This window comes from Candidatus Halocynthiibacter alkanivorans, assembly GCF_003333265.1.
Lineage (GTDB): Bacteria > Pseudomonadota > Alphaproteobacteria > Rhodobacterales > Rhodobacteraceae > Halocyntiibacter_A > Halocyntiibacter_A alkanivorans.
On sequence record NZ_QOLB01000108.1, the window covers coordinates 1 to 20,090 of the forward strand.

17 protein-coding genes and 1 tRNA gene are annotated in these 20,090 nt (G+C 56.9%); 17 read left to right on the forward strand and 1 reads right to left on the reverse strand.

Translation table 11 applies throughout. The features are described 5' to 3' along the window. Window positions 1–260: EF-Tu C-terminal domain-related protein (locus DWA01_RS12930; RefSeq protein WP_473206062.1), on the forward strand; the 260-nt coding region annotated here is incomplete at its 5' end. A gap of 76 nt (window positions 261–336) precedes the next feature. Here the strand turns inward: DWA01_RS12930 and DWA01_RS12935 are convergent. After that, window positions 337–1,146: a helix-turn-helix domain-containing protein gene (locus tag DWA01_RS12935; protein ID WP_160116044.1), complete on the reverse strand. Its 810-nt coding sequence runs from the start codon at window positions 1,144–1,146 to the stop codon at window positions 337–339. A gap of 85 nt (window positions 1,147–1,231) precedes the next feature. Between DWA01_RS12935 and DWA01_RS12940 the strand changes: the two genes are divergently transcribed. The 16 genes from DWA01_RS12940 to DWA01_RS13015 all read left to right on the forward strand — a co-directional run. Further along, entirely contained in the window at window positions 1,232–1,612 is a 381-nt protein-coding gene (locus DWA01_RS12940; RefSeq protein WP_160116045.1) for an MAPEG family protein, read from the forward strand. Window positions 1,613–1,693: 81 nt separating this feature from the next. Then, complete coding sequence (locus DWA01_RS12945) at window positions 1,694–2,356, forward strand: CatB-related O-acetyltransferase (protein ID WP_114286249.1); 663 nt, start codon at window positions 1,694–1,696, stop codon at window positions 2,354–2,356. Window positions 2,357–2,416: 60 nt separating this feature from the next. Continuing rightward, window positions 2,417–2,492 (forward strand) — tRNA-Trp (locus DWA01_RS12950). Window positions 2,493–2,949: 457 nt separating this feature from the next. Then, window positions 2,950–3,147: a preprotein translocase subunit SecE gene (gene secE, locus DWA01_RS12955; protein ID WP_114286250.1), complete on the forward strand. Its 198-nt coding sequence runs from the start codon at window positions 2,950–2,952 to the stop codon at window positions 3,145–3,147. A gap of 456 nt (window positions 3,148–3,603) precedes the next feature. Beyond that, on the forward strand, window positions 3,604–4,137 hold the full coding sequence (nusG, locus tag DWA01_RS12960) for a transcription termination/antitermination protein NusG (RefSeq protein ID WP_114286251.1): 534 nt from the start codon (window positions 3,604–3,606) through the stop codon (window positions 4,135–4,137). Window positions 4,138–4,242: 105 nt separating this feature from the next. Then, window positions 4,243–4,668: a 50S ribosomal protein L11 gene (gene rplK, locus DWA01_RS12965; RefSeq protein WP_114286252.1), complete on the forward strand. Its 426-nt coding sequence runs from the start codon at window positions 4,243–4,245 to the stop codon at window positions 4,666–4,668. A 2-nt stretch (window positions 4,669–4,670) separates the two neighbouring features. Beyond that, the gene (rplA, locus tag DWA01_RS12970) at window positions 4,671–5,369 is read left to right on the forward strand and encodes a 50S ribosomal protein L1 (RefSeq protein WP_114286253.1); all 699 of its coding nucleotides are present in this window, start codon (window positions 4,671–4,673) and stop codon (window positions 5,367–5,369) included. Window positions 5,370–5,671: 302 nt separating this feature from the next. Next, on the forward strand, window positions 5,672–6,187 hold the full coding sequence (rplJ, locus tag DWA01_RS12975) for a 50S ribosomal protein L10 (protein WP_114286254.1): 516 nt from the start codon (window positions 5,672–5,674) through the stop codon (window positions 6,185–6,187). Window positions 6,188–6,256: 69 nt separating this feature from the next. Next, window positions 6,257–6,628 (forward strand): 50S ribosomal protein L7/L12, encoded by a 372-nt coding sequence (gene rplL, locus DWA01_RS12980; RefSeq protein ID WP_114286255.1) that lies wholly within the window; start codon window positions 6,257–6,259, stop codon window positions 6,626–6,628. Window positions 6,629–6,893: 265 nt separating this feature from the next. Continuing rightward, window positions 6,894–11,027, forward strand: coding sequence for a DNA-directed RNA polymerase subunit beta (gene rpoB / locus DWA01_RS12985; protein ID WP_114286260.1), 4,134 nt, complete (start codon window positions 6,894–6,896; stop codon window positions 11,025–11,027). Between the two features lie 48 nt (window positions 11,028–11,075). Continuing rightward, complete coding sequence (gene rpoC / locus DWA01_RS12990; protein WP_114286256.1) at window positions 11,076–15,332, forward strand: DNA-directed RNA polymerase subunit beta'; 4,257 nt, start codon at window positions 11,076–11,078, stop codon at window positions 15,330–15,332. Between the two features lie 122 nt (window positions 15,333–15,454). Further along, complete coding sequence (locus DWA01_RS12995; protein ID WP_114286257.1) at window positions 15,455–16,360, forward strand: DMT family transporter; 906 nt, start codon at window positions 15,455–15,457, stop codon at window positions 16,358–16,360. Window positions 16,361–16,741: 381 nt separating this feature from the next. Next, the gene (gene rpsL, locus DWA01_RS13000; protein ID WP_085848203.1) at window positions 16,742–17,113 is read left to right on the forward strand and encodes a 30S ribosomal protein S12; all 372 of its coding nucleotides are present in this window, start codon (window positions 16,742–16,744) and stop codon (window positions 17,111–17,113) included. Window positions 17,114–17,125: 12 nt separating this feature from the next. Beyond that, entirely contained in the window at window positions 17,126–17,596 is a 471-nt protein-coding gene (rpsG, locus tag DWA01_RS13005) for a 30S ribosomal protein S7 (RefSeq protein ID WP_114286258.1), read from the forward strand. A gap of 27 nt (window positions 17,597–17,623) precedes the next feature. Further along, the gene (gene fusA, locus DWA01_RS13010; protein WP_114286259.1) at window positions 17,624–19,741 is read left to right on the forward strand and encodes an elongation factor G; all 2,118 of its coding nucleotides are present in this window, start codon (window positions 17,624–17,626) and stop codon (window positions 19,739–19,741) included. 60 nt (window positions 19,742–19,801) lie between these two features. Next, a partial coding sequence (locus DWA01_RS13015) for a GTP-binding protein (protein ID WP_200832575.1) occupies window positions 19,802–20,090 on the forward strand: 289 nt, incomplete at its 3' end.

A 20,090-nucleotide genomic window follows, 5' to 3' on the forward strand; every position in this document is an offset into this window, starting at 1 on the left:
CCTATATTCTGACCAAAGACGAGGGTGGCCGTCACACGCCGTTCTTCGCCAACTACCGTCCCCAGTTCTACTTCCGTACAACTGACATCACCGGCACAGTTGTTCTGCCCGAAGGCACCGAAATGGTCATGCCTGGCGACAACCTGAAGTTCAACGTTGAACTGATCGCGCCGATCGCGATGGAAGAAAAACTGCGCTTCGCGATCCGCGAAGGTGGCCGTACCGTCGGTTCCGGCGTTGTGTCCAAAATCATCGAATAATCGATGGGTTCAGGCCTCGGTCTGATCTGAGAATCATGAAAGGGCTGCCCGCAAGGGCGGCCCTTTTTCTTTTGCCTCAGGGCGGTTTTGCGGCGCACAGCAGCCTGGTCTCGGACGTCTGCGTCAGGGGCACCATCAATTCAATTTCAAACCCGTCCACCAGAGCGTCCTGCACCGAGGCCAGTTTGCCCAGCAGCGAGGACATTTCCACGATGGTTCCGTCGGGCATGTTGAGCCGCACCGGGACAAAAACCGGAACGCTTTGTTGTGACAGCAGCATATCGGGCAGGTTGGCAAAGCGACCGCGGCGGCGGGCGTCTGCAAACAGTTCGCGGATCAGCGGATCTTTCGCCGCAGCGCTCTGAAGGCGGAAATAGAGGATGCTGACCGCTTCGTCCCAGTTCTGGATCAGCCCTGAAAACGCATCAGACAGCATGATGGAGAGCAGGTTTGCGGGCGCGTTGCTCTCGGCGCCTGCGGCCTTCAGGAACGGCGCGAATACGATCAGAAAGGGCGCATTGCAGCGCAGGATATTCCAGCTGGCATCCAGCACCAGCGCCGGGAAAGGCCAGTTGTTCAGCACGCGTGCCTCGATCATGTCGAGCGCTGCGGTTACATCTGCTGAGGCCAGGGCGCGCTGCTCATAGGGGCTGTGGGCGCCGGAGGCGGCGTAGAGATTGGCGCGCTGCGCGACGCTGAGATTGAGCTCGCGGCAGATGCGGGCCAGAAACGATGGCGTTGGGGTCGAGCGGCCGGTTTCAAGAAAAGAGAGGTGGCGCTGGGTGGAGCCCAGTTCCAGCGCCAGCGCCGCCTGGGACAGGTTGAGCGAGGCGCGGATGTCTTTGAGCACGGCGCCGAACGGGTGGGCCTGAATTTGAGCCGGCATTGTCATGTCATTCCTTTCAAGGGAATTGCAGCAATTCCCAGCAAGCCTCAGTATGGCCGAAAGATCAACAAGCGGAGAAAGAGAAATGGTTATTTGGATGCTGGCGGCGATTGCGGTTTATTATGCCGGGGTGTTTTTGCCCCCGATGTTTCTGCTGCCCAAGATTGGGGTGGCTGCCTATGCAGGGCATCGGGACCAGGATCCTGCCCCCGGTCTGATACATGGGCGTGCGTTGCGGGCGCAGCGCAATATGGCGGAAAACTTGCCGGTGTTCCTGGGGCTGGCGCTGCTGAGCATTGTACTGCCCGAAGCGGATATCTCGCTGGCGATTTCGGGCGCTGCGGTATTCGTGCTGGCGCGGTTGGTGTATCTGCCGCTGTATCTGATGGCGGTGCCATATTTGCGCTCACTGGTCTATGGCGTTGGTCTCACCGGCCAGATTGTGATGGCGCTGGCGCTGCTGTGATCCGGGTGGTGTTGCAATTGGGACAGCGCCGGTCATTGTGGCGGCGCTGGCCCATCAGCGGGGCCGGCAAAAAGGGGTGTTATGAGTGAAGCGTTTCTGAATGCGGCGGTGCGTCATCCGGTGCGTTTGCCGGACGGCACTGCGGTGGAGGGGCTGGTACATCTGGATCAGGTGATTGAGCACCCGAACTGGAGCATCGGCGCGCATAGTTATTTCAGCAGCTTTGATCCGGTGACCGATTATGCCGCCCATCTGGCGCCCTATCTGTATCCGGGGGCGCCAGAGCGGCTTGTTCTCGGGCGGTTCTGTGCGCTTGCCCATGGGGTTCGATTTATCACCAGTTCGGCAAATCACCCGTTGGGCGGGTTTTCCACTTATCCTTTTGCCATCATGCGGCCGGACACCATGGGGGCCTATCGCGAAGAAATCAGCCGCAAGGGCGATACGCTGGTCGGCAATGATGTCTGGATCGGGCATGGGGCGCAGATCCTGCCGGGAGTCACCATTGGAGACGGGGCGATCATCGCCGCCGGTGCTGTGGTCAGCCGGGACGTGGCGCCTTACAGCGTGGTGGCGGGCAACCCGGCGCGGCTGGTGCGGATGCGGTTTGATTCTGAGGTCGTGGCGGCGCTGTTATCGATTCGCTGGTGGGACTGGCCTCTGGCAGCAATTGAAGCTGCCGAATCCGCGCTGGCCGGCGCAGATATCAAGGCGTTGCGGGCGGCAGCGCCAGGTAATTTATGAAAAGCAGACGAATGCGTCTTGCGCTGCCGGGCGAGGTGTCATATTCCCTCACTCGGTCCTAGGGGTATAGCTCAGTTGGTAGAGCGACGGTCTCCAAAACCGTAGGTCGATGGTTCGAACCCTTCTACCCCTGCCAGACCACAATCCAAAAGTTTCAGACTGCCCGCCGTGTTCAGGCTGCCCGCCACGGGCCGCAGTTTGCGCGGTGTCCCCCGGACGTTGCTGCGCGGACCGGGCTGTATCGCTGCTGTCTGTCTGTAAGGTTCAGGCCGGCATTGGACGATATGGCGCAGATATCCGGGTTTGCCTGATGTCTGCCCGGGGCGGCGCCCAGTGTGGTGCTGTTTGCTCAGATCCCGTCGTTGTGATGTTGCCGCCGTGAACGGGCAGGGCTTGCGTTGTCAGAGGCGGCGGGTCGTCGTGCGTCAGCTCAAAGGTGTGCCGGCTTGCTGTGCGGGGATTCTGAGGCGATACGGGCCCGGCGCCGGTGAGGGCGGCGTTTGTCGCTATGTGGAGAGCGCCGCGCGGCGGGGCCTTGCAAACGGAGGCAATAACACGTATCTGCGCAGTATTGGATAGAGGACAGAGAAGTCATGGCGAAAGCAAACCCCGCACAATTCATTCAGCAGGTCCGCGCTGAGGTGTCGAAAGTGGTCTGGCCCACACGGCGTGAAGTGCTGTTGACCACGGGTATGGTCTTTGTCCTGGCGGCGCTGACTTCGGTCTTTTTCTTTCTGGTGGATCTGACCATCCGCACCGGGCTTCAGGGCCTGCTGGGCATGTTTGGCTGAACGGGCCTTGGTGAGGTCGCCCGGCTGATGCAGGCCGGGGCTCTCACAGTGGCAACGCGCTGACTTGCACGCATGGCTGAAGATGGCCGGCATACGCCGCAGGGGCAGCGAGCACCGCTGGCGCTTATTCGTGATCAACCGCAGTTGTTCCGGGCCGTGCGCCCCGCGCGTGCCGGCGCCGTCTGATGCCGGTGTTACGGCTCAGGTGGCGGATTTCCCTTTGGGTTTGGGCCGCAACGGCCAGATGACGGTGCGGCAATATCGAACTGCCGGAAAAAACCCTCAAAGTGCTTGAAATCAGGTGAATTGAAGAGTACTGCGAACGGACCTTCTGGTTGTGGCGTGCGGCGATTCGTGTTGCGCGCCCCTTTTTATCGGGCGGTGGCGGGATAACCGTCTTGTATCTAAAGCATTATCCGGGTTGCGGCCTGGAGTGAAGTAAAGGGCTGAGGCAACATGGCTAAGCGGTGGTATTCGGTGAGTGTTCTCTCGAACTATGAGAAAAAAATCGCCGAACAGATCAAGCAAGCTGCCATCGATGAGGGCCTTGAGGATCAGATTGAAGAAGTTCTGGTGCCCACCGAAGAGGTGATCGAAGTGCGTCGGGGCAAAAAAGTGACTGCTGAGCGGCGGTTCATGCCCGGGTATATCCTGGTGCGCATGGAAATGTCGGACAAAGGCTATCACCTGATCACATCGATCAACCGGGTCACCGGCTTTCTCGGCCCCATGGGGCGGCCGATGCCGATGCGGGATCGTGAAGTGAACGGCATTCTCAACCGTGTAGAAGAAAATGCTGCGGCACCACGTACCCTGATCTCGTTTGAGATCGGCGAAAAAGTTTCTGTCGGCGAAGGACCCTTTGAGGGCTTTGACGGCATGGTCGAAGAGGTGGATGAAGAAAACAACCGCCTGAAGGTGACCGTCTCGATTTTTGGCCGGGAAACCCCGGTCGAACTGGAATTCACACAGGTCAATAAACAGATCTGATGTGTCACGTGGGAGGTGCCGGGGATCGCGATCACCGGGCCTGACCACGCAACTGAAGGCCGGGGCTGACGCGTCAGTTCCGGAGTTGAAAGAAGGAGAGGCCTTATGGCTAAAAAACTCGTTGGCAAATTGAAGCTGCAAGTGCCCGCCGGCAAAGCAAACCCGTCCCCACCCGTGGGTCCGGCGCTTGGTCAGCGCGGCATCAACATCATGGAATTCTGTAAAGCGTTCAACGCCAGAACGCAGGATCTGGAAGTGGGCGCCCCTTGCCCGACCGTGATCTCGTATTACCAGGACAAGTCCTTCACCATGGAAATCAAGACGCCCCCTGCGTCCTATTTCCTGATTAAGGCTGCGGGCCTGAAATCCGGTGCGAAAACACCTGGTCGCGAAGTTGTCGGTTCGGTGACAGCTGCGCAGGTGAAAGAAATCGCTGAAGCAAAAATGAAAGACCTGAACGCAAACGACATCGAGGCTGCAATGCAGATCATCCTCGGTTCCGCACGTTCCATGGGCATTGAGGTTAAATAATCATGGCTAAAGTAGGTAAACGTACCGCCGCGGCTCGTGAAGCATTTGCCGGCAAAGCTGACGTCACTGTTGAAGAAGCAATGGCGCTGGTAAAAACCAACGCAAAAGCTAAATTCGACGAGACTGTTGAAATCGCGATGAACCTGGGTGTTGATCCACGTCACGCCGACCAGATGGTCCGCGGTGTTGTATCGCTGCCCAACGGCACCGGCAAAACCGTTCGTGTTGCTGTGTTCGCCCGTGACGCCAAAGCTGAAGAAGCTAAGGCTGCTGGCGCTGACATCGTTGGTGCAGAAGATCTGATGGCGGCGATCCAGGGTGGTCAGCTTGATTTTGACCGCTGTATCGCAACCCCTGACATGATGCCCATCGTTGGTCGTCTTGGCAAAATCCTCGGCCCGCGCAACCTGATGCCAAACCCCAAGCTGGGCACGGTAACTATGGATGTGACGGCTGCTGTCACCAACGCCAAAGGTGGTGAAGTCCAGTTCAAAGCGGAAAAAGGCGGCGTTGTACACGCCGGCGTCGGCAAAGCTTCTTTTGACGATGCAAACCTGGTGGAAAACGTGCGCGCATTCATCGATGCGGTTCAGAAAGCACGCCCCACAGGTGCCAAAGGCGCTTATATCCAGAAGGTCGTTGTCTCGTCGACAATGGGCCCTGCAGTTACGATTTCGGTCGATAACGCAATTGGTAACTAATTGTCCGGGTGGGGAAATTCCCACCTGGTAAAGTTTCACCTTCATGTGTACATGGGGGTGAATGGCGGGGCGGCCGCAGTTATGACCGCCCTGTCCTGTCCGAGACGGAGGGTGCCTTTTCCGAAAGGCTTAAATCCTTCCTGAGATGGGGAACGAGACAAATTCTGCCGTGGGCTTGATCCTCGGGTGAGATTGGCCTCGGGACCCTGAAATGGACCCGACGCCGGCACTTCTTCGGAAGAAGGGAGGCCGGCACTAAATGAGCTGGAAGGTATTCTGCCTTCCAAATTTGGAGTGAAACTGTGGATAGAGCACAAAAAGAGAAAATGGTCGACGAGCTCGGCCAGATCTTTGACAGCTCTGGCGTCGTTGTGGTTGCCCGCTACGAAGGTCTCACAGTTGCTGAAATGCAGGACCTGCGCGCTCAGATGAGCGCAGCTGGCGGGTCTGTCCGCGTTGCCAAGAACAAGCTCGCCAAAATCGCCCTGGAAGGGAAGCCCTGCGCAAGCATCGGTGACTATCTTTTGGGAATGACTGTTCTGACCTATTCGGAAGATCCTGTGGCTGCGGCCAAGATCGCCGAGGCCTATGCCAAAGATAACAAGAAATTTGTTATCCTGGGTGGGGCAATGGGTGAGACCGCTCTTGATGTCGCCGGTGTGAAAGCCGTCGCAGCAATGCCATCTCGTGACGAGCTTATTGCTTCGATCGTGGGTTGTATTGGTGCGCCTGCCTCCAACATCGCTGGCGCGATTGGCGCTCCTGCTTCGAACATCGCGGGTATTTTGTCTACTATCGAAGACAAAGCTGCCGCTTAAGCAATTGAGACTGACGTAGGGACATCCCTAGCGCGTTGGAACACAAACAAAACGAACGGAAACAGTATAATGGCTGATCTGAAAAAACTTGCTGAAGAGATCGTAGGTCTGACCCTTCTCGAAGCACAAGAACTGAAAACCATCCTCAAAGACGAGTATGGCATTGAGCCCGCAGCTGGCGGCGCAGTCATGATGGCTGGCCCTGCTGACGGCGCAGCTGAAGAAGCTGAAAAAACTGAGTTTGACGTCGTTCTGAAGAACGCCGGCGCTTCCAAAATCGCAGTGATCAAAGAAGTTCGCGCGATCACAGGTCTCGGCCTGAAAGAAGCAAAAACTCTGGTTGAAGCCGGTGGCAAAATCAAAGAAGGCGTTTCGAAAGAAGAAGCCGACGACGTACAAGCCAAGCTGGTTGCAGCTGGCGCCGAAGCCGAAGTGGTCTGAGCCACTTCGGAACCTTCGGGTTTCGGATAAAAGATTGGCTGGATCCGGGGGTTCCCCGGGTCCGGCTGAACCCGTCTTAGCAAGGGTCTTTTGCCATTTTGGCAGGACCATCCTGATAAAGGATCCTTTCTAAGAGTTGGTTCAGCGGTCGGGAGCGCTTCGGTGGGACGAAGCGCAGGAATAGACCAGAATTGATTTTCGTCAGGGCGTGCTGCCGGTGCCCAACGGCCGGCGCGTCTGAGACAAACAAAAGGTGATGATGCGCATGGCTTCGACCTTCCTAGGCCAGAAACGGCTCCGCAAATATTACGGTAAAATCCGTGAAGTGCTGGAGATGCCGAATCTTATTGAGGTTCAGAAATCCTCTTACGATCTTTTTCTGAATTCCGGCGACCAGCCCGACCCGCAAGAGGGCAAAGGCATCAATGGTGTGTTTCAGTCGGTTTTCCCGATCAAGGATTTCAACGAAACGGCGGTTCTTGAGTTCGTAAAATACGAGCTCGAAAAGCCGAAATACGATGTTGAAGAATGTCAGCAGCGCGACATGACATACAGTGCCCCCCTGAAGGTGACACTGCGTCTGATCGTATTTGATATCGATGAAGATACCGGCGCAAAATCGGTAAAAGACATCAAAGAACAAGATGTGTTCATGGGCGATATGCCTCTGATGACGCCCAACGGCACTTTTGTGGTCAACGGCACCGAGCGGGTGATCGTTTCCCAGATGCACCGCTCCCCCGGTGTGTTCTTTGATCATGACAAAGGCAAAACCCATTCGTCCGGTAAACTGCTGTTTGCCTGCCGGATCATCCCGTACCGCGGCTCCTGGCTGGACTTTGAGTTCGACGCCAAAGACGTGGTCTTTGCGCGCATTGACCGGCGTCGCAAACTGCCTGTGACCACCCTGCTTTATGCGCTGGGGCTGGACCAGGAAGGCATCTGTGACCGTTATTACGACACTGTCCAGTACACGCTCGACAAGAACAAGGGTTGGGTAACCAAGTTCTTCCCTGAGCGCGTGCGTGGCACTCGTCCGAACTTTGATCTGGTCGATGCGGCCACGGGCGAAGTGATCTGCAAAGCTGGTGACAAAGTTACGCCCCGTTCGGTGAAAAAGCTGATCGAAGAAGGCAACGTCACCGAGCTGCTGGTGCCCTTTGACAATATCGTCGGCAGATTTGTTGCCAAAGATATTATCAATGAGGACACTGGTGCGATCTACGTTGAGGCCGGCGATGAGCTGACCTGGGAGCTGGACAAAGAGGGCAACGTCAGCGGCGGCACTCTGAAAGACCTGCTGGATGCTGGCATCACCGATCTGCCGATGCTGGACATCGACAACGTCAATGTCGGCCCTTACATGCGCAACACCATGGCGGTGGACAAGAACATGAACCGCGAAGGCGCGCTCATGGACATCTACCGCGTGATGCGCCCGGGTGAGCCCCCGACCGTTGACGCGGCGTCGGCGCTGTTTGACACCATGTTCTTTGACAAAGAACGCTATGACCTGTCCACCGTCGGCCGGGTGAAGATGAACATGCGCCTGGCGCTTGATGTCGAAGACACCCAGCGCACCCTGCGTCATGAAGACATCATGAGCTGTATCAAGGCGCTGGTTGAGCTGCGCGACGGCAAGGGGCATATCGACGATATTGACCACCTTGGGAACCGTCGGGTGCGTTCTGTTGGCGAACTGATGGAAAATCAGTACCGCGTTGGTCTGCTGCGCATGGAGCGCGCGATCAAAGAGCGGATGTCTTCGGTCGAAATCGACACGGTGATGCCGCAGGATCTGATCAATGCCAAACCAGCCGCGGCTGCAGTACGTGAATTCTTCGGCTCTTCGCAGCTGTCGCAGTTTATGGACCAAACCAACCCGCTGTCTGAAGTAACACACAAACGTCGTCTTTCGGCGCTTGGGCCTGGCGGTCTGACCCGCGAGCGTGCCGGCTTTGAAGTACGTGACGTTCATCCGACCCACTACGGTCGTATGTGTCCGATTGAGACCCCCGAGGGTCCGAATATTGGTCTGATCAACTCACTGGCAACTTTTGCCCGGGTGAACAAATATGGCTTCATCGAAACTCCGTACCGGCTTGTCCAGGACGGCCGGGTCACTGATGAAGTTCAGTACATGTCGGCCACCGAAGAGATGCGCCACACTGTGGCTCAGGCCAACGCCAATCTCGATGAAGAAGGTCGGTTTGTAAACGATCTGGTCTCCACCCGTCAGGGCGGCGAATTCATGCTGAACGCGCCTGATAACGTCGATCTGATCGATGTCTCGCCAAAGCAGTTGGTCTCGGTCGCGGCCTCGCTGATTCCGTTCCTCGAAAACGACGATGCGAACCGGGCTCTGATGGGCTCGAACATGCAACGTCAGGCGGTTCCGCTGCTGCGCGCAGAAGCGCCGCTGGTGGGCACTGGTATCGAAGAAGTTGTGGCCCGGGATTCGGGCGCGGCAATCATGGCGAAACGTGCCGGCATCGTCGACCAGGTCGATGCCCAGCGTATCGTTGTGCGTGCAACGCATGATCTGGCTCTGGGCGATCCCGGCGTTGATATCTATCGTCTGCGCAAGTTCCAGCGTTCGAACCAGAACACCTGTATCAACCAGAAACCTCTGGTAAAAGTGGGCGACACGGTTGGCAAAGACGAAGTCATTGCCGATGGCCCCTCCACCGATATGGGCGAGCTGGCTCTGGGTAAAAACGTGATCGTCGCGTTTATGCCGTGGAATGGCTACAACTACGAAGACTCCATTCTGATCTCCGAGCGCATCGCGCGCGACGACGTGTTTACTTCGGTGCATATCGAAGAATTCGAAGTCGCCGCCCGTGATACCAAGCTTGGGCCGGAAGAGATCACCCGTGACATTCCGAATGTCGGTGAAGAAGCGCTGCGCAACCTCGACGAGGCCGGCATCGTTTACATCGGTGCGGATGTGGAGCCGGGCGATATCCTCGTGGGTAAGATCACACCAAAGGGCGAAAGCCCGATGACACCGGAAGAAAAACTTCTGCGTGCGATCTTTGGTGAAAAAGCCTCCGATGTGCGTGACACCTCCATGCGCGTTAAACCAGGTGACTTCGGCACCGTGGTTGAAGTGCGTGTGTTCAACCGCCACGGCGTTGAAAAAGACGAGCGTGCGCTGCAGATCGAACGGGAAGAAGTCGAAACTCTGGCCCGCGACCGCGACGATGAGCTTGGCATCCTGGAGCGCAACATCTATGCGCGCCTGAAGTCTATGATCTTCGGCAAAGTGGCTGTTAAAGGTCCGAAAGGCGTCAAAGCCGGGTCCGAAATTACCGATGAGCTGCTGGGCACTCTGTCCAAAGGCCAGTGGTGGCAGCTGGCACTGGAAGATGAGGCCGATGCACAGATCGTTGAGGCTCTGAACACCCAGTTCGAAGCGCAGCGCCGTCTGGTGGACCACCGCTACGAGGACAAAGTTGAAAAAGTCCGTCGCGGCGATGATCTGCCTCCGGGCGTGATGAAAATGGTCAAAGTCTTTATTGCTGTGAAGCGCAAGCTTCAGCCCGGTGATAAAATGGCTGGTCGTCACGGCAACAAAGGTGTGATTTCCCGCGTTGTTCCGATGGAAGACATGCCGTTCCTTGCGGACGGGACTCCGGTCGACTTCTGTCTGAACCCGCTGGGTGTGCCATCGCGGATGAACGTTGGTCAGATCCTTGAAACCCACATGGGCTGGGCCGCACGTGGTCTGGGTATCCAGATTGACGAGGCTCTGGGTGAGTACCGTCGTTCCGGCGATCTGACACCTGTGCGCGAAGCGATGAAAATCGTCTATGGCGAAAATGTCTATGAAGAAGGCATCGCAGACATGGACGAACGGGAACTGATTGGTGCGGCGTCCAACGTCACCGGCGGTGTCCCGATCGCCACGCCGGTGTTTGACGGTGCGAAAGAAGCAGACGTCAATGACTCGCTGAAACGTGCTGGATTTGACACCTCAGGTCAGTCGGTTCTGTTTGACGGTCGTACCGGGGAACAGTTCGCGCGCAAAGTCACAGTGGGTGTCAAATACCTGCTGAAACTGCACCACCTGGTGGATGACAAGATTCACGCCCGTTCGACCGGACCTTACTCGCTTGTGACCCAGCAGCCGCTGGGTGGTAAAGCGCAGTTCGGTGGTCAGCGCTTTGGTGAGATGGAAGTCTGGGCACTCGAAGCTTACGGCGCCGCTTACACCCTGCAGGAAATGCTGACGGTGAAATCGGATGACGTGGCCGGCCGGACCAAAGTCTATGAATCGATCGTCAAGGGCGAAGACAACTACGAGGCCGGTGTGCCTGAGTCGTTCAACGTGCTTGTCAAAGAGGTCCGCGGCCTGGGCCTCAACATGGAACTCCTGGATGCGGAGGACGAGTGAGGGCGTTCGCGCCCCCCTCAACCCATCCCCTGATGTAAGGATCGCAATATGAACCAGGAACTGACAACCAACCCGTTCAACCCGATGGCCGCCCCTAAGACGTTCGACGAGATCAAAGTCTCGCTGGCGTCGCCGGAGCGGATCCTGTCGTGGTCCTACGGTGAGATCAAAAAGCCTGAGACCATCAACTACCGCACATTCAAACCGGAGCGGGACGGTCTGTTCTGTGCCCGTATCTTTGGTCCGATCAAAGATTACGAATGTCTCTGCGGCAAATATAAACGCATGAAGTACCGCGGCGTTGTCTGCGAGAAATGTGGTGTTGAAGTTACGCTGCAGAAAGTGCGCCGTGAGCGTATGGGCCACATCGAGCTTGCGGCTCCTGTGGCGCACATCTGGTTCCTGAAATCGCTGCCATCCCGCATCGGCCTGATGCTGGACATGACACTGCGTGACCTGGAGCGGGTGCTGTATTTCGAAAACTATGTGGTGATTGAACCCGGTCTGACGGACCTCATCTATGGTCAGATGATGACCGAAGAAGAGTTCATGGACGCGGAAGATCAGTATGGCGCAGACGCGTTCTCGGCCAACATCGGTGCCGAAGCCATCCGCGACATGCTGGCGGCGATCGATCTGGAATCGACTGCAGAACAGCTGCGGGAAGATCTGAAAGAAGCCACCGGCGAGCTGAAACCCAAGAAGATCATCAAACGTCTGAAAATCGTTGAGAGCTTCCTTGAGTCCGGCAACCGTCCTGAGTGGATGGTGCTGACCGTTGTGCCTGTGATTCCGCCAGAGCTGCGCCCGCTGGTGCCGCTGGACGGCGGTCGTTTTGCGACCTCAGATCTGAACGATCTGTATCGTCGGGTGATCAACCGGAACAACCGTCTGAAACGTCTGATCGAGCTGCGCGCGCCTGATATCATCGTGCGCAACGAAAAACGGATGCTGCAGGAATCTGTGGATGCGCTGTTTGACAATGGTCGTCGTGGCCGCGTCATCACCGGCGCCAACAAACGTCCGCTGAAATCGCTGTCTGACATGCTGAAAGGCAAACAGGGCCGCTTCCGGCAGAATCTGTTGGGCAAACGCGTCGACTTCTCGGGTCGTTCGGTCATTGTGACCGGTCCGGAACTGAAGTTGCATCAGTGTGGTCTGCCCAAGAAAATGGCGCTGGAGCTGTTCAAGCCCTTCATCTATTCGCGTCTGGAAGCCAAAGGCATGTCCAGCACCGTGAAACAGGCGAAGAAGCTGGTGGAAAAAGAACGTCCCGAAGTCTGGGATATTCTGGATGAGGTGATCCGGGAACATCCGGTCATGCTTAACCGGGCACCAACGCTGCACCGTCTTGGCATTCAGGCCTTTGAACCTGTTCTGATCGAAGGCAAAGCCATTCAGCTGCACCCGCTGGTCTGTTCGGCGTTCAACGCTGACTTTGATGGTGACCAGATGGCGGTTCACGTGCCGCTGTCGCTGGAAGCCCAGCTGGAAGCCCGCGTGCTGATGATGTCGACAAACAACGTGTTGTCGCCCGCCAACGGCGCGCCGATCATCGTTCCTTCGCAGGATATGATCCTTGGTCTGTATTACATCACCATGGACCGTGCCGGCATGAAGGGCGAAGGCATGGTCTTCAGTTCCATGGAAGAGATGGAACATGCGCTGAACGCAGGCGAAGTGCATCTGCACGCCAGAATTCAGGCGCGGGTCAAGCAGATCGACGACGAGGGTAATGAAGTTTACGTGCGTATGGAGACCACGCCTGGCCGTATGCGCCTGGGCGCGCTTCTGCCGCTGAACGCCAAAGCGCCGTTCTCGCTGGTCAACCGTCTTCTGCGTAAGAAAGAAGTGCAGCAGGTCATCGATACGGTCTACCGCTACTGTGGTCAGAAAGAATCTGTGATCTTCTGTGACCAGATCATGACGCTTGGTTTCAGAGAATCGTTCAAAGCCGGGATCTCGTTTGGTAAGGATGACATGGTTATCCCGGACTCCAAATGGCCGCTGGTCGAAGAGACCCGTGCTCTGGTGAAAGACTTTGAGCAGCAGTACATGGACGGTCTGATCACTCAGGGCGAGAAGTACAACAAAGTTGTCGATGCCTGGTCCAAGTGTAACGACAAGGTCACTGACGCGATGATGGGCGCCATTTCGGCGGTCCACCATGACGCAGACGGCTCTGAAGCGGAACCGAACTCGGTCTATATGATGGCGCACTCCGGTGCCCGTGGTTCTGTGACGCAGATGAAACAGCTGGGCGGTATGCGCGGTCTGATGGCGAAACCTTCTGGTGAGATTATCGAAACGCCGATTATCTCGAACTTTAAAGAAGGCCTGTCGGTGCTCGAGTACTTCAACTCGACACACGGTGCCCGTAAGGGTCTGTCCGATACCGCGCTTAAGACAGCGAACTCTGGGTATCTGACCCGTCGTCTGGTGGATGTGGCACAGGACTGTATCGTGCGTCAGCACGATTGTGGCACGGATATCGCGATCACGGCTGAAGCTGCGGTCAACGATGGTGAAATCGTAGCGACACTCGGGGAACGTATCCTGGGTCGTGTTGCGGCGGAAGATCTGTTCAAACCTGGCACCGAAGAGCTTCTGGTCGCCCGCAATGAGCTTATTGATGAGCGCATGGCGGACAGGATCGAAGAAGCTGGTGTTGCCACGATGCGCATCCGTAGCCCGCTGACCTGTGAAGCAGAAGAAGGCGTCTGTGCCGCATGTTATGGTCGTGACCTTGCGCGCGGTACCCGGGTCAACCAGGGTGAAGCTGTCGGCATTATTGCCGCGCAGTCGATCGGTGAGCCTGGCACGCAGCTGACCATGCGGACATTCCACATTGGTGGCGTTGCGCAGGGTGGCCAGCAGTCCTTCCAGGAAGCGGGTCAGGACGGTAAGGTCGAATTCCGCAACGCCAACGTGCTGGTGAACGTGCAGGGCGAGACTATCGTCATGGGCCGCAACATGCAGCTGGCGATTGTGGATGAGCAGGACCAGGAACGCGCGTCGTTCAAACTGGGTTACGGGACCATGCTGCATGTAACCGAAGGGGCGATGATCTCCCGGGGTGACAAGCTGTTTGAATGGGATCCCTACACGCTGCCGATGATCGCTGAGAAAGCCGGTAAAGCCAAGTTTGTCGATCTGATCTCGGGCATTTCTGTGCGCGATGAGACCGATGACGCGACCGGCATGACACAGAAGATCGTGATCGACTGGCGTTCGGCACCAAAAGGCAACGAGTTGAAGCCTGAGATCTTTATCGTTGGCGAAGATGGCGAACCCGTGCGCAATGACGCAGGCAACCCGGTGATCTATCCGATGTCTGTTGATGCGGTTATGTCGATCGAAGAAGGGTCTGACGTCAAAGCCGGGGACGTGATTGCACGTATTCCGCGTGAAGGCGCCAAAACCAAGGATATTACCGGTGGTCTGCCACGGGTTGCGGAACTCTTTGAGGCACGTCGCCCCAAAGACCACGCGATCATTGCAGAGCTCGACGGGTATATCCGGTACGGCCGCGACTATAAGAACAAGCGCCGTATCTCGATTGAACCCGCGGATGAAAACCTGGAGACCGTGGAATACATGGTGCCCAAGGGCAAACACATCCCGGTTGCCGAAGGTGATTTCATCCAGAAGGGTGATTACATCATGGACGGCAACCCGGCGCCGCATGACATCCTTGGTATTCTGGGTGTTGAAGCGCTGGCGGTTTACATGATCGCGGAAGTTCAGGACGTCTATCGTCTGCAGGGCGTGAAGATCAACGATAAGCATATCGAAGTGATCGTGCGTCAGATGCTGCAGAAACTGGAGATCTCGGACTCCGGCGAAACCACGCTTCTGAAGGGCGAGCATGTTGACAAGGCTGAACTGACTGCAGTCAACGAGAAGGCGCTTAAAGATGGGCGTCGTCCGGCCAAAGGCGAGCCGATCCTGCTTGGGATCACCAAGGCTTCGCTGCAGACCCGGTCGTTCATCTCTGCCGCGTCCTTCCAGGAAACCACCCGCGTTCTGACCGAGGCTTCGGTTCAGGGCAAACGCGACAAGCTGATCGGTCTGAAGGAAAACGTTATCGTTGGCCGTCTGATCCCAGCGGGTACCGGTGGCGCCACGATGAAAGTGCGCAAGATTGCGGCCGATCGCGATGCGGTCGTTCTGGAAGCTTCGCGCGCCGAGGCCGAGGCCGCTGTGGCACTCGCCGCTCCTGCACCCGCACCTGCTGCGGATACGCTGGCGGACGAAGTGTTTGGCAGCACCCTGGTTGAGACCCCGGAAAGCCGCGACGAATAAGACCCCGTCGCCTGTTAAAACCAAGCCCTGCCGGAGAGATCCGGCAGGGCTTTTTTTATGCCGGTGTTTAAAGTTCTGGATCCGGGATTCTAACGGTGGTACCGAAATCTCCGGAGGACCTGATGGCAGTATTTTCAGACAATGCGCGCGGCGCGATCTTAATGTCGGGCGCGGCAGCGGCCTATACGATCAACGACTCGTTTATGAAGGCGGCTTCTGATGAAGCGCCGCTGTTCCAGCTGATGTTTCTGCGCGGCATTTTGATGGTTCTGCTGCTGGGCCTGGTGGCCTGGCGTTCGGGGGCGTTGCGTTTCCGGATGGCGCGCCGGGACCGGGCTTTGCTCTGGCTGCGCAACGTCTCTGAAGTGGCGGCGTCGCTGTTTTTCCTGACAGCGCTGTTCAATATGCCGATTGCTAATGCAACCGCGATTATGCAGGTGCTGCCGTTGACGATCGCGCTTGGCGGGGCGCTGTTTCTGCGGCAACCGCTGGGCTGGCGCCGGTTTTGCGCCATTGGCATTGGCTTTGCCGGGGTGCTGCTTATTGTCCGGCCCGACGCCCGGGGCATTGATGCCTATGCGCTGAGTGCGCTGGCCGCCGTCGCGGCGCTGACGCTGCGGGATCTGGTGACCTTTCGTATGCCGCACGGTATCCCCAGCAGCCTGATGGCCTTGTCGGCAACCGGTTGTGTGACCGTGGCGACCGGGGTTCTGTCCATCGCGGTGGACTGGCAGGCGGTCTCTGTTCTGATGGCTATTCAGCTGGTCAGCTCAGCGGTGATGCTGAACGTGGCCTTTGTCCTGTCGATCCAGGTGATGCGCGTCGGGGATATCGGCGCGGTGGCGCCGTTCCGGTATACGTCAATCCTCTGGGCGCTGATCCTGGGCTGGGCGGTGTTCGGGGACTGGCCGGATCTGTGGATGCTGAGCGGCAGTGCGATCGTTGCCGGGGCAGGGGTGTTTACCCTGCTGCGGGAAGCGCGGCTCGCCCGGAATGAGAGACGACAGCGGGAACGCGCCGCAACCTGAGCGCGGATCGCGTGCAGATTGAGCGCGGGCCGGATGCTGCCGGATCCTGCCTGGCGAAGACCCGTGTCCGCACCAGTCCCGGGGGCGGCAAAGGGCCGTTTGCCAGCCCGGCTTGTACCACGGCGGTGCACCCGGCTGCTCCTGTTGACAACCAGCACGACTCTCCATATACGACCGTCACTCGGACCATGGATGGGACTCCATCTGTTGTCTGCAAAACAATAACAAAAGTGGTCATGATCCGGGCGCAGCCGTCCCGATCCTCTGGAATTCCACCGCGCGGTCCCGCGAAAACGGGAGCGTCTGCGGTTTTTGTGTTATGCAGCCGGCGTATGTGTCCGTATCGATTATTTTTTTCATGTTGCAAAACGGGGAACCGGAATGCCAACGATCCAACAGCTGATTCGCAAGCCGCGCCAGCCTAAAGTCAAGCGCTCGAAGTCAATGCACCTCGAGTCCTGCCCGCAGAAACGTGGCGTTTGTACGCGCGTTTACACCACCACTCCGAAAAAGCCGAACTCTGCTATGCGGAAGGTTGCCAAAGTGCGCCTGACAAATGGTTTTGAGGTCATCAGCTATATTCCGGGTGAAAGCCACAACCTTCAGGAACACTCCGTGGTTCTGATCCGTGGCGGCCGGGTAAAAGATCTTCCGGGTGTTCGCTACCACATTCTGCGTGGTGTCCTGGATACCCAGGGTGTCAAAGACCGTAAACAACGTCGTTCGAAATACGGCGCCAAGCGTCCGAAGTAAGGAGAGACTGGTATGTCCCGTCGTCACGCCGCTGAGAAGCGCGAAGTCCTGCCCGACGCCAAATATGGCGATCGTGTACTCACTAAATTTATGAACAACCTGATGGTCGACGGCAAAAAATCCGCCGCCGAGCGCATCGTTTACAACGCGTTTGAACGTGTTGAAAGCAAGCTGAAGAAAGCTCCTGTCGAAGTGTTCCACGAAGCACTCGAGAATGTGAAGCCTTCGGTTGAGGTTCGTTCGCGCCGCGTTGGTGGTGCAACCTACCAGGTGCCGGTTGAAGTGCGTCCTGAGCGTCGTGAAGCCCTGGCGATCCGCTGGCTGATCATCGCGGCGCGCAAGCGCAACGAAAACACCATGGAAGAACGCCTGGCCGGTGAGCTGCTTGATGCAGTAAACGGTCGTGGTACCGCGGTGAAAAAACGCGAAGACACGCATAAAATGGCCGACGCTAACAAAGCGTTCAGCCATTATCGCTGGTAATCTGAATTTCGTCCAAGGACTATAGCCATGGCACGCGAATATCCACTCGACCGATACCGTAACTTTGGTATCATGGCGCATATCGATGCAGGTAAAACCACCTGTACCGAGCGCATCCTGTTCTACACTGGCAAATCCCACAACATTGGTGAGGTGCACGATGGTGCGGCCACCATGGACTGGATGGAGCAAGAACAAGAACGCGGCATCACCATCACTTCGGCTGCGACGACCACTTTCTGGGCGCGCAACGAAACCGGTGAAGACGAAGGGACTGAAAAGTTCCGCATGAACATCATCGACACCCCCGGTCACGTGGACTTCACTATTGAAGTTGAACGTTCGCTGGCGGTTCTTGATGGTGCTGTTGCTCTGCTCGACGCCAACGCTGGTGTTGAGCCGCAGACCGAAACCGTTTGGCGTCAGGCCGACCGGTACAAGGTTCCGCGGATTGTTTTTGTCAACAAAATGGACAAAACCGGCGCTGACTTCTTCAACTGTGTGAAGATGATCAAAGACCGCACCGGTGCAACCCCTGCTCCTATTCAGATTCCGATCGGGGCTGAAACCGAGCTTGAGGGCATGATCGACCTGGTCACCATGGAAGAATGGGTCTGGGCTGGCGAAGATCTCGGCGCAAGCTGGGAAAAACGTCCAATTCGTGAAAGCTTGCTTGAGCAGGCCGAAGAATGGCGCGCCAACCTGATCGAAATCGCCGTCGACATGGACGATGATGCGATGGAAGCCTATCTGGAAGGCACTGAGCCTGACGAAGATACGCTTCGTGAGTTGATCCGTAAGGGTACGCTCGCGATCGCTTTCATTCCTGTGCTCTGTGGTTCGGCGTTCAAAAACAAAGGTGTTCAGCCTCTGTTGAACGCTGTGATCGATTATCTGCCAGGTCCGACGGACGTGGTTGATTACATGGGCTTTAAACCCGGTGACGATACAGAGACCCGTGACATTGCCCGCCGTGCGGATGATGACATGCCATTCTCTGCGCTGGCGTTTAAAATCATGAACGACCCGTTCGTGGGCACGTTGACCTTTACACGCATCTACTCCGGTGTGCTGAACAAGGGCGACGGAATCATCAACTCGACCAAAGGCCGCAAAGAGCGCGTTGGCCGGATGATGATGATGCACTCGAATGATCGTGAAGAGATCACAGAAGCCTTTGCAGGTGATATTATCGCGCTGGCCGGTCTGAAAGAGACCACCACCGGTGATACGCTGTGTTCTACGCAGGATCCGGTTATTCTGGAAACAATGACTTTCCCGGCGCCTGTGATCGAGATTGCTGTTGAACCCAAAACCAAGGGTGACCAGGAACGCATGTCCACAGGGCTTGCACGTCTGGCCGCTGAGGATCCGTCCTTCCATGTTGAGACCGACCAGGAATCTGGTCAGACCATCATGAAGGGCATGGGCGAACTTCACCTCGACATCCTTGTGGACCGTCTGAAGCGTGAATTCAAAGTTGAAGCCAATATCGGTGCGCCACAAGTGGCCTATCGTGAGACCGTCAGCCACGAAGTCACCCATACGTACACCCACAAGAAACAGTCGGGTGGTTCGGGTCAGTACGCTGAAGTCAAGATGATGATCATCCCAACTGAGCCAGGCGAAGGTTATTCGTTTGAAAGCCGCGTTGTTGGTGGTTCGGTGCCGAAGGAATATATTCCGGGCGTTGAAAAGGGCATCTTGTCGGTGATGGACAGCGGGCCTCTGGCCGGCTTCCCCGTGATCGACTTCAAAGTTGTTCTGCTCGAGGGTAAATACCACGATGTTGACTCCAGCATCCTCGCCTTTGAAATCGCGGCACGTATGTGCATGCGTGAAGGTATGCGCCTTGCGGGTGCGAAGATGCTTGAGCCGATCATGAAAGTCGAAGTGATCACTCCGGATGAATATACCGGTGGTGTGATCGGCGATCTGACATCGCGTCGCGGGCAGGTTCAGGGTCAGGATTCACGTGGCAATGCCATTGCGATCGACTCCTTTGTTCCGCTGGCGAACATGTTTGGCTACATCAACAACCTGCGCTCTATGTCTTCGGGCCGTGCAAACTTCTCTATGCAGTTTGACCACTACGATCCGGTGCCACAGAACATCAGCGAAGAAATTCAGGCGAAATTCGCCTAATCGAAAATTGGAGGCGGGCGGTCATCGTCTGCCTCCTTCTCAGGATTTAAGGAGGCCATCATGGCTAAGGAAAAGTTTGAGCGTAACAAACCGCATTGCAACATTGGCACCATCGGCCATGTTGACCACGGTAAAACCACGCTGACCGCCGCGATCACCAAGCAGTTTTCTGACACGTTCAAAGCGTATGACGAAATTGACGCGGCACCCGAAGAAAAAGCCCGCGGCATCACCATCTCAACAGCGCATGTTGAGTATGAGACTGAAGCCCGTCACTACGCTCACGTTGACTGCCCAGGTCACGCTGACTATGTGAAAAACATGATCACCGGTGCGGCCCAGATGGACG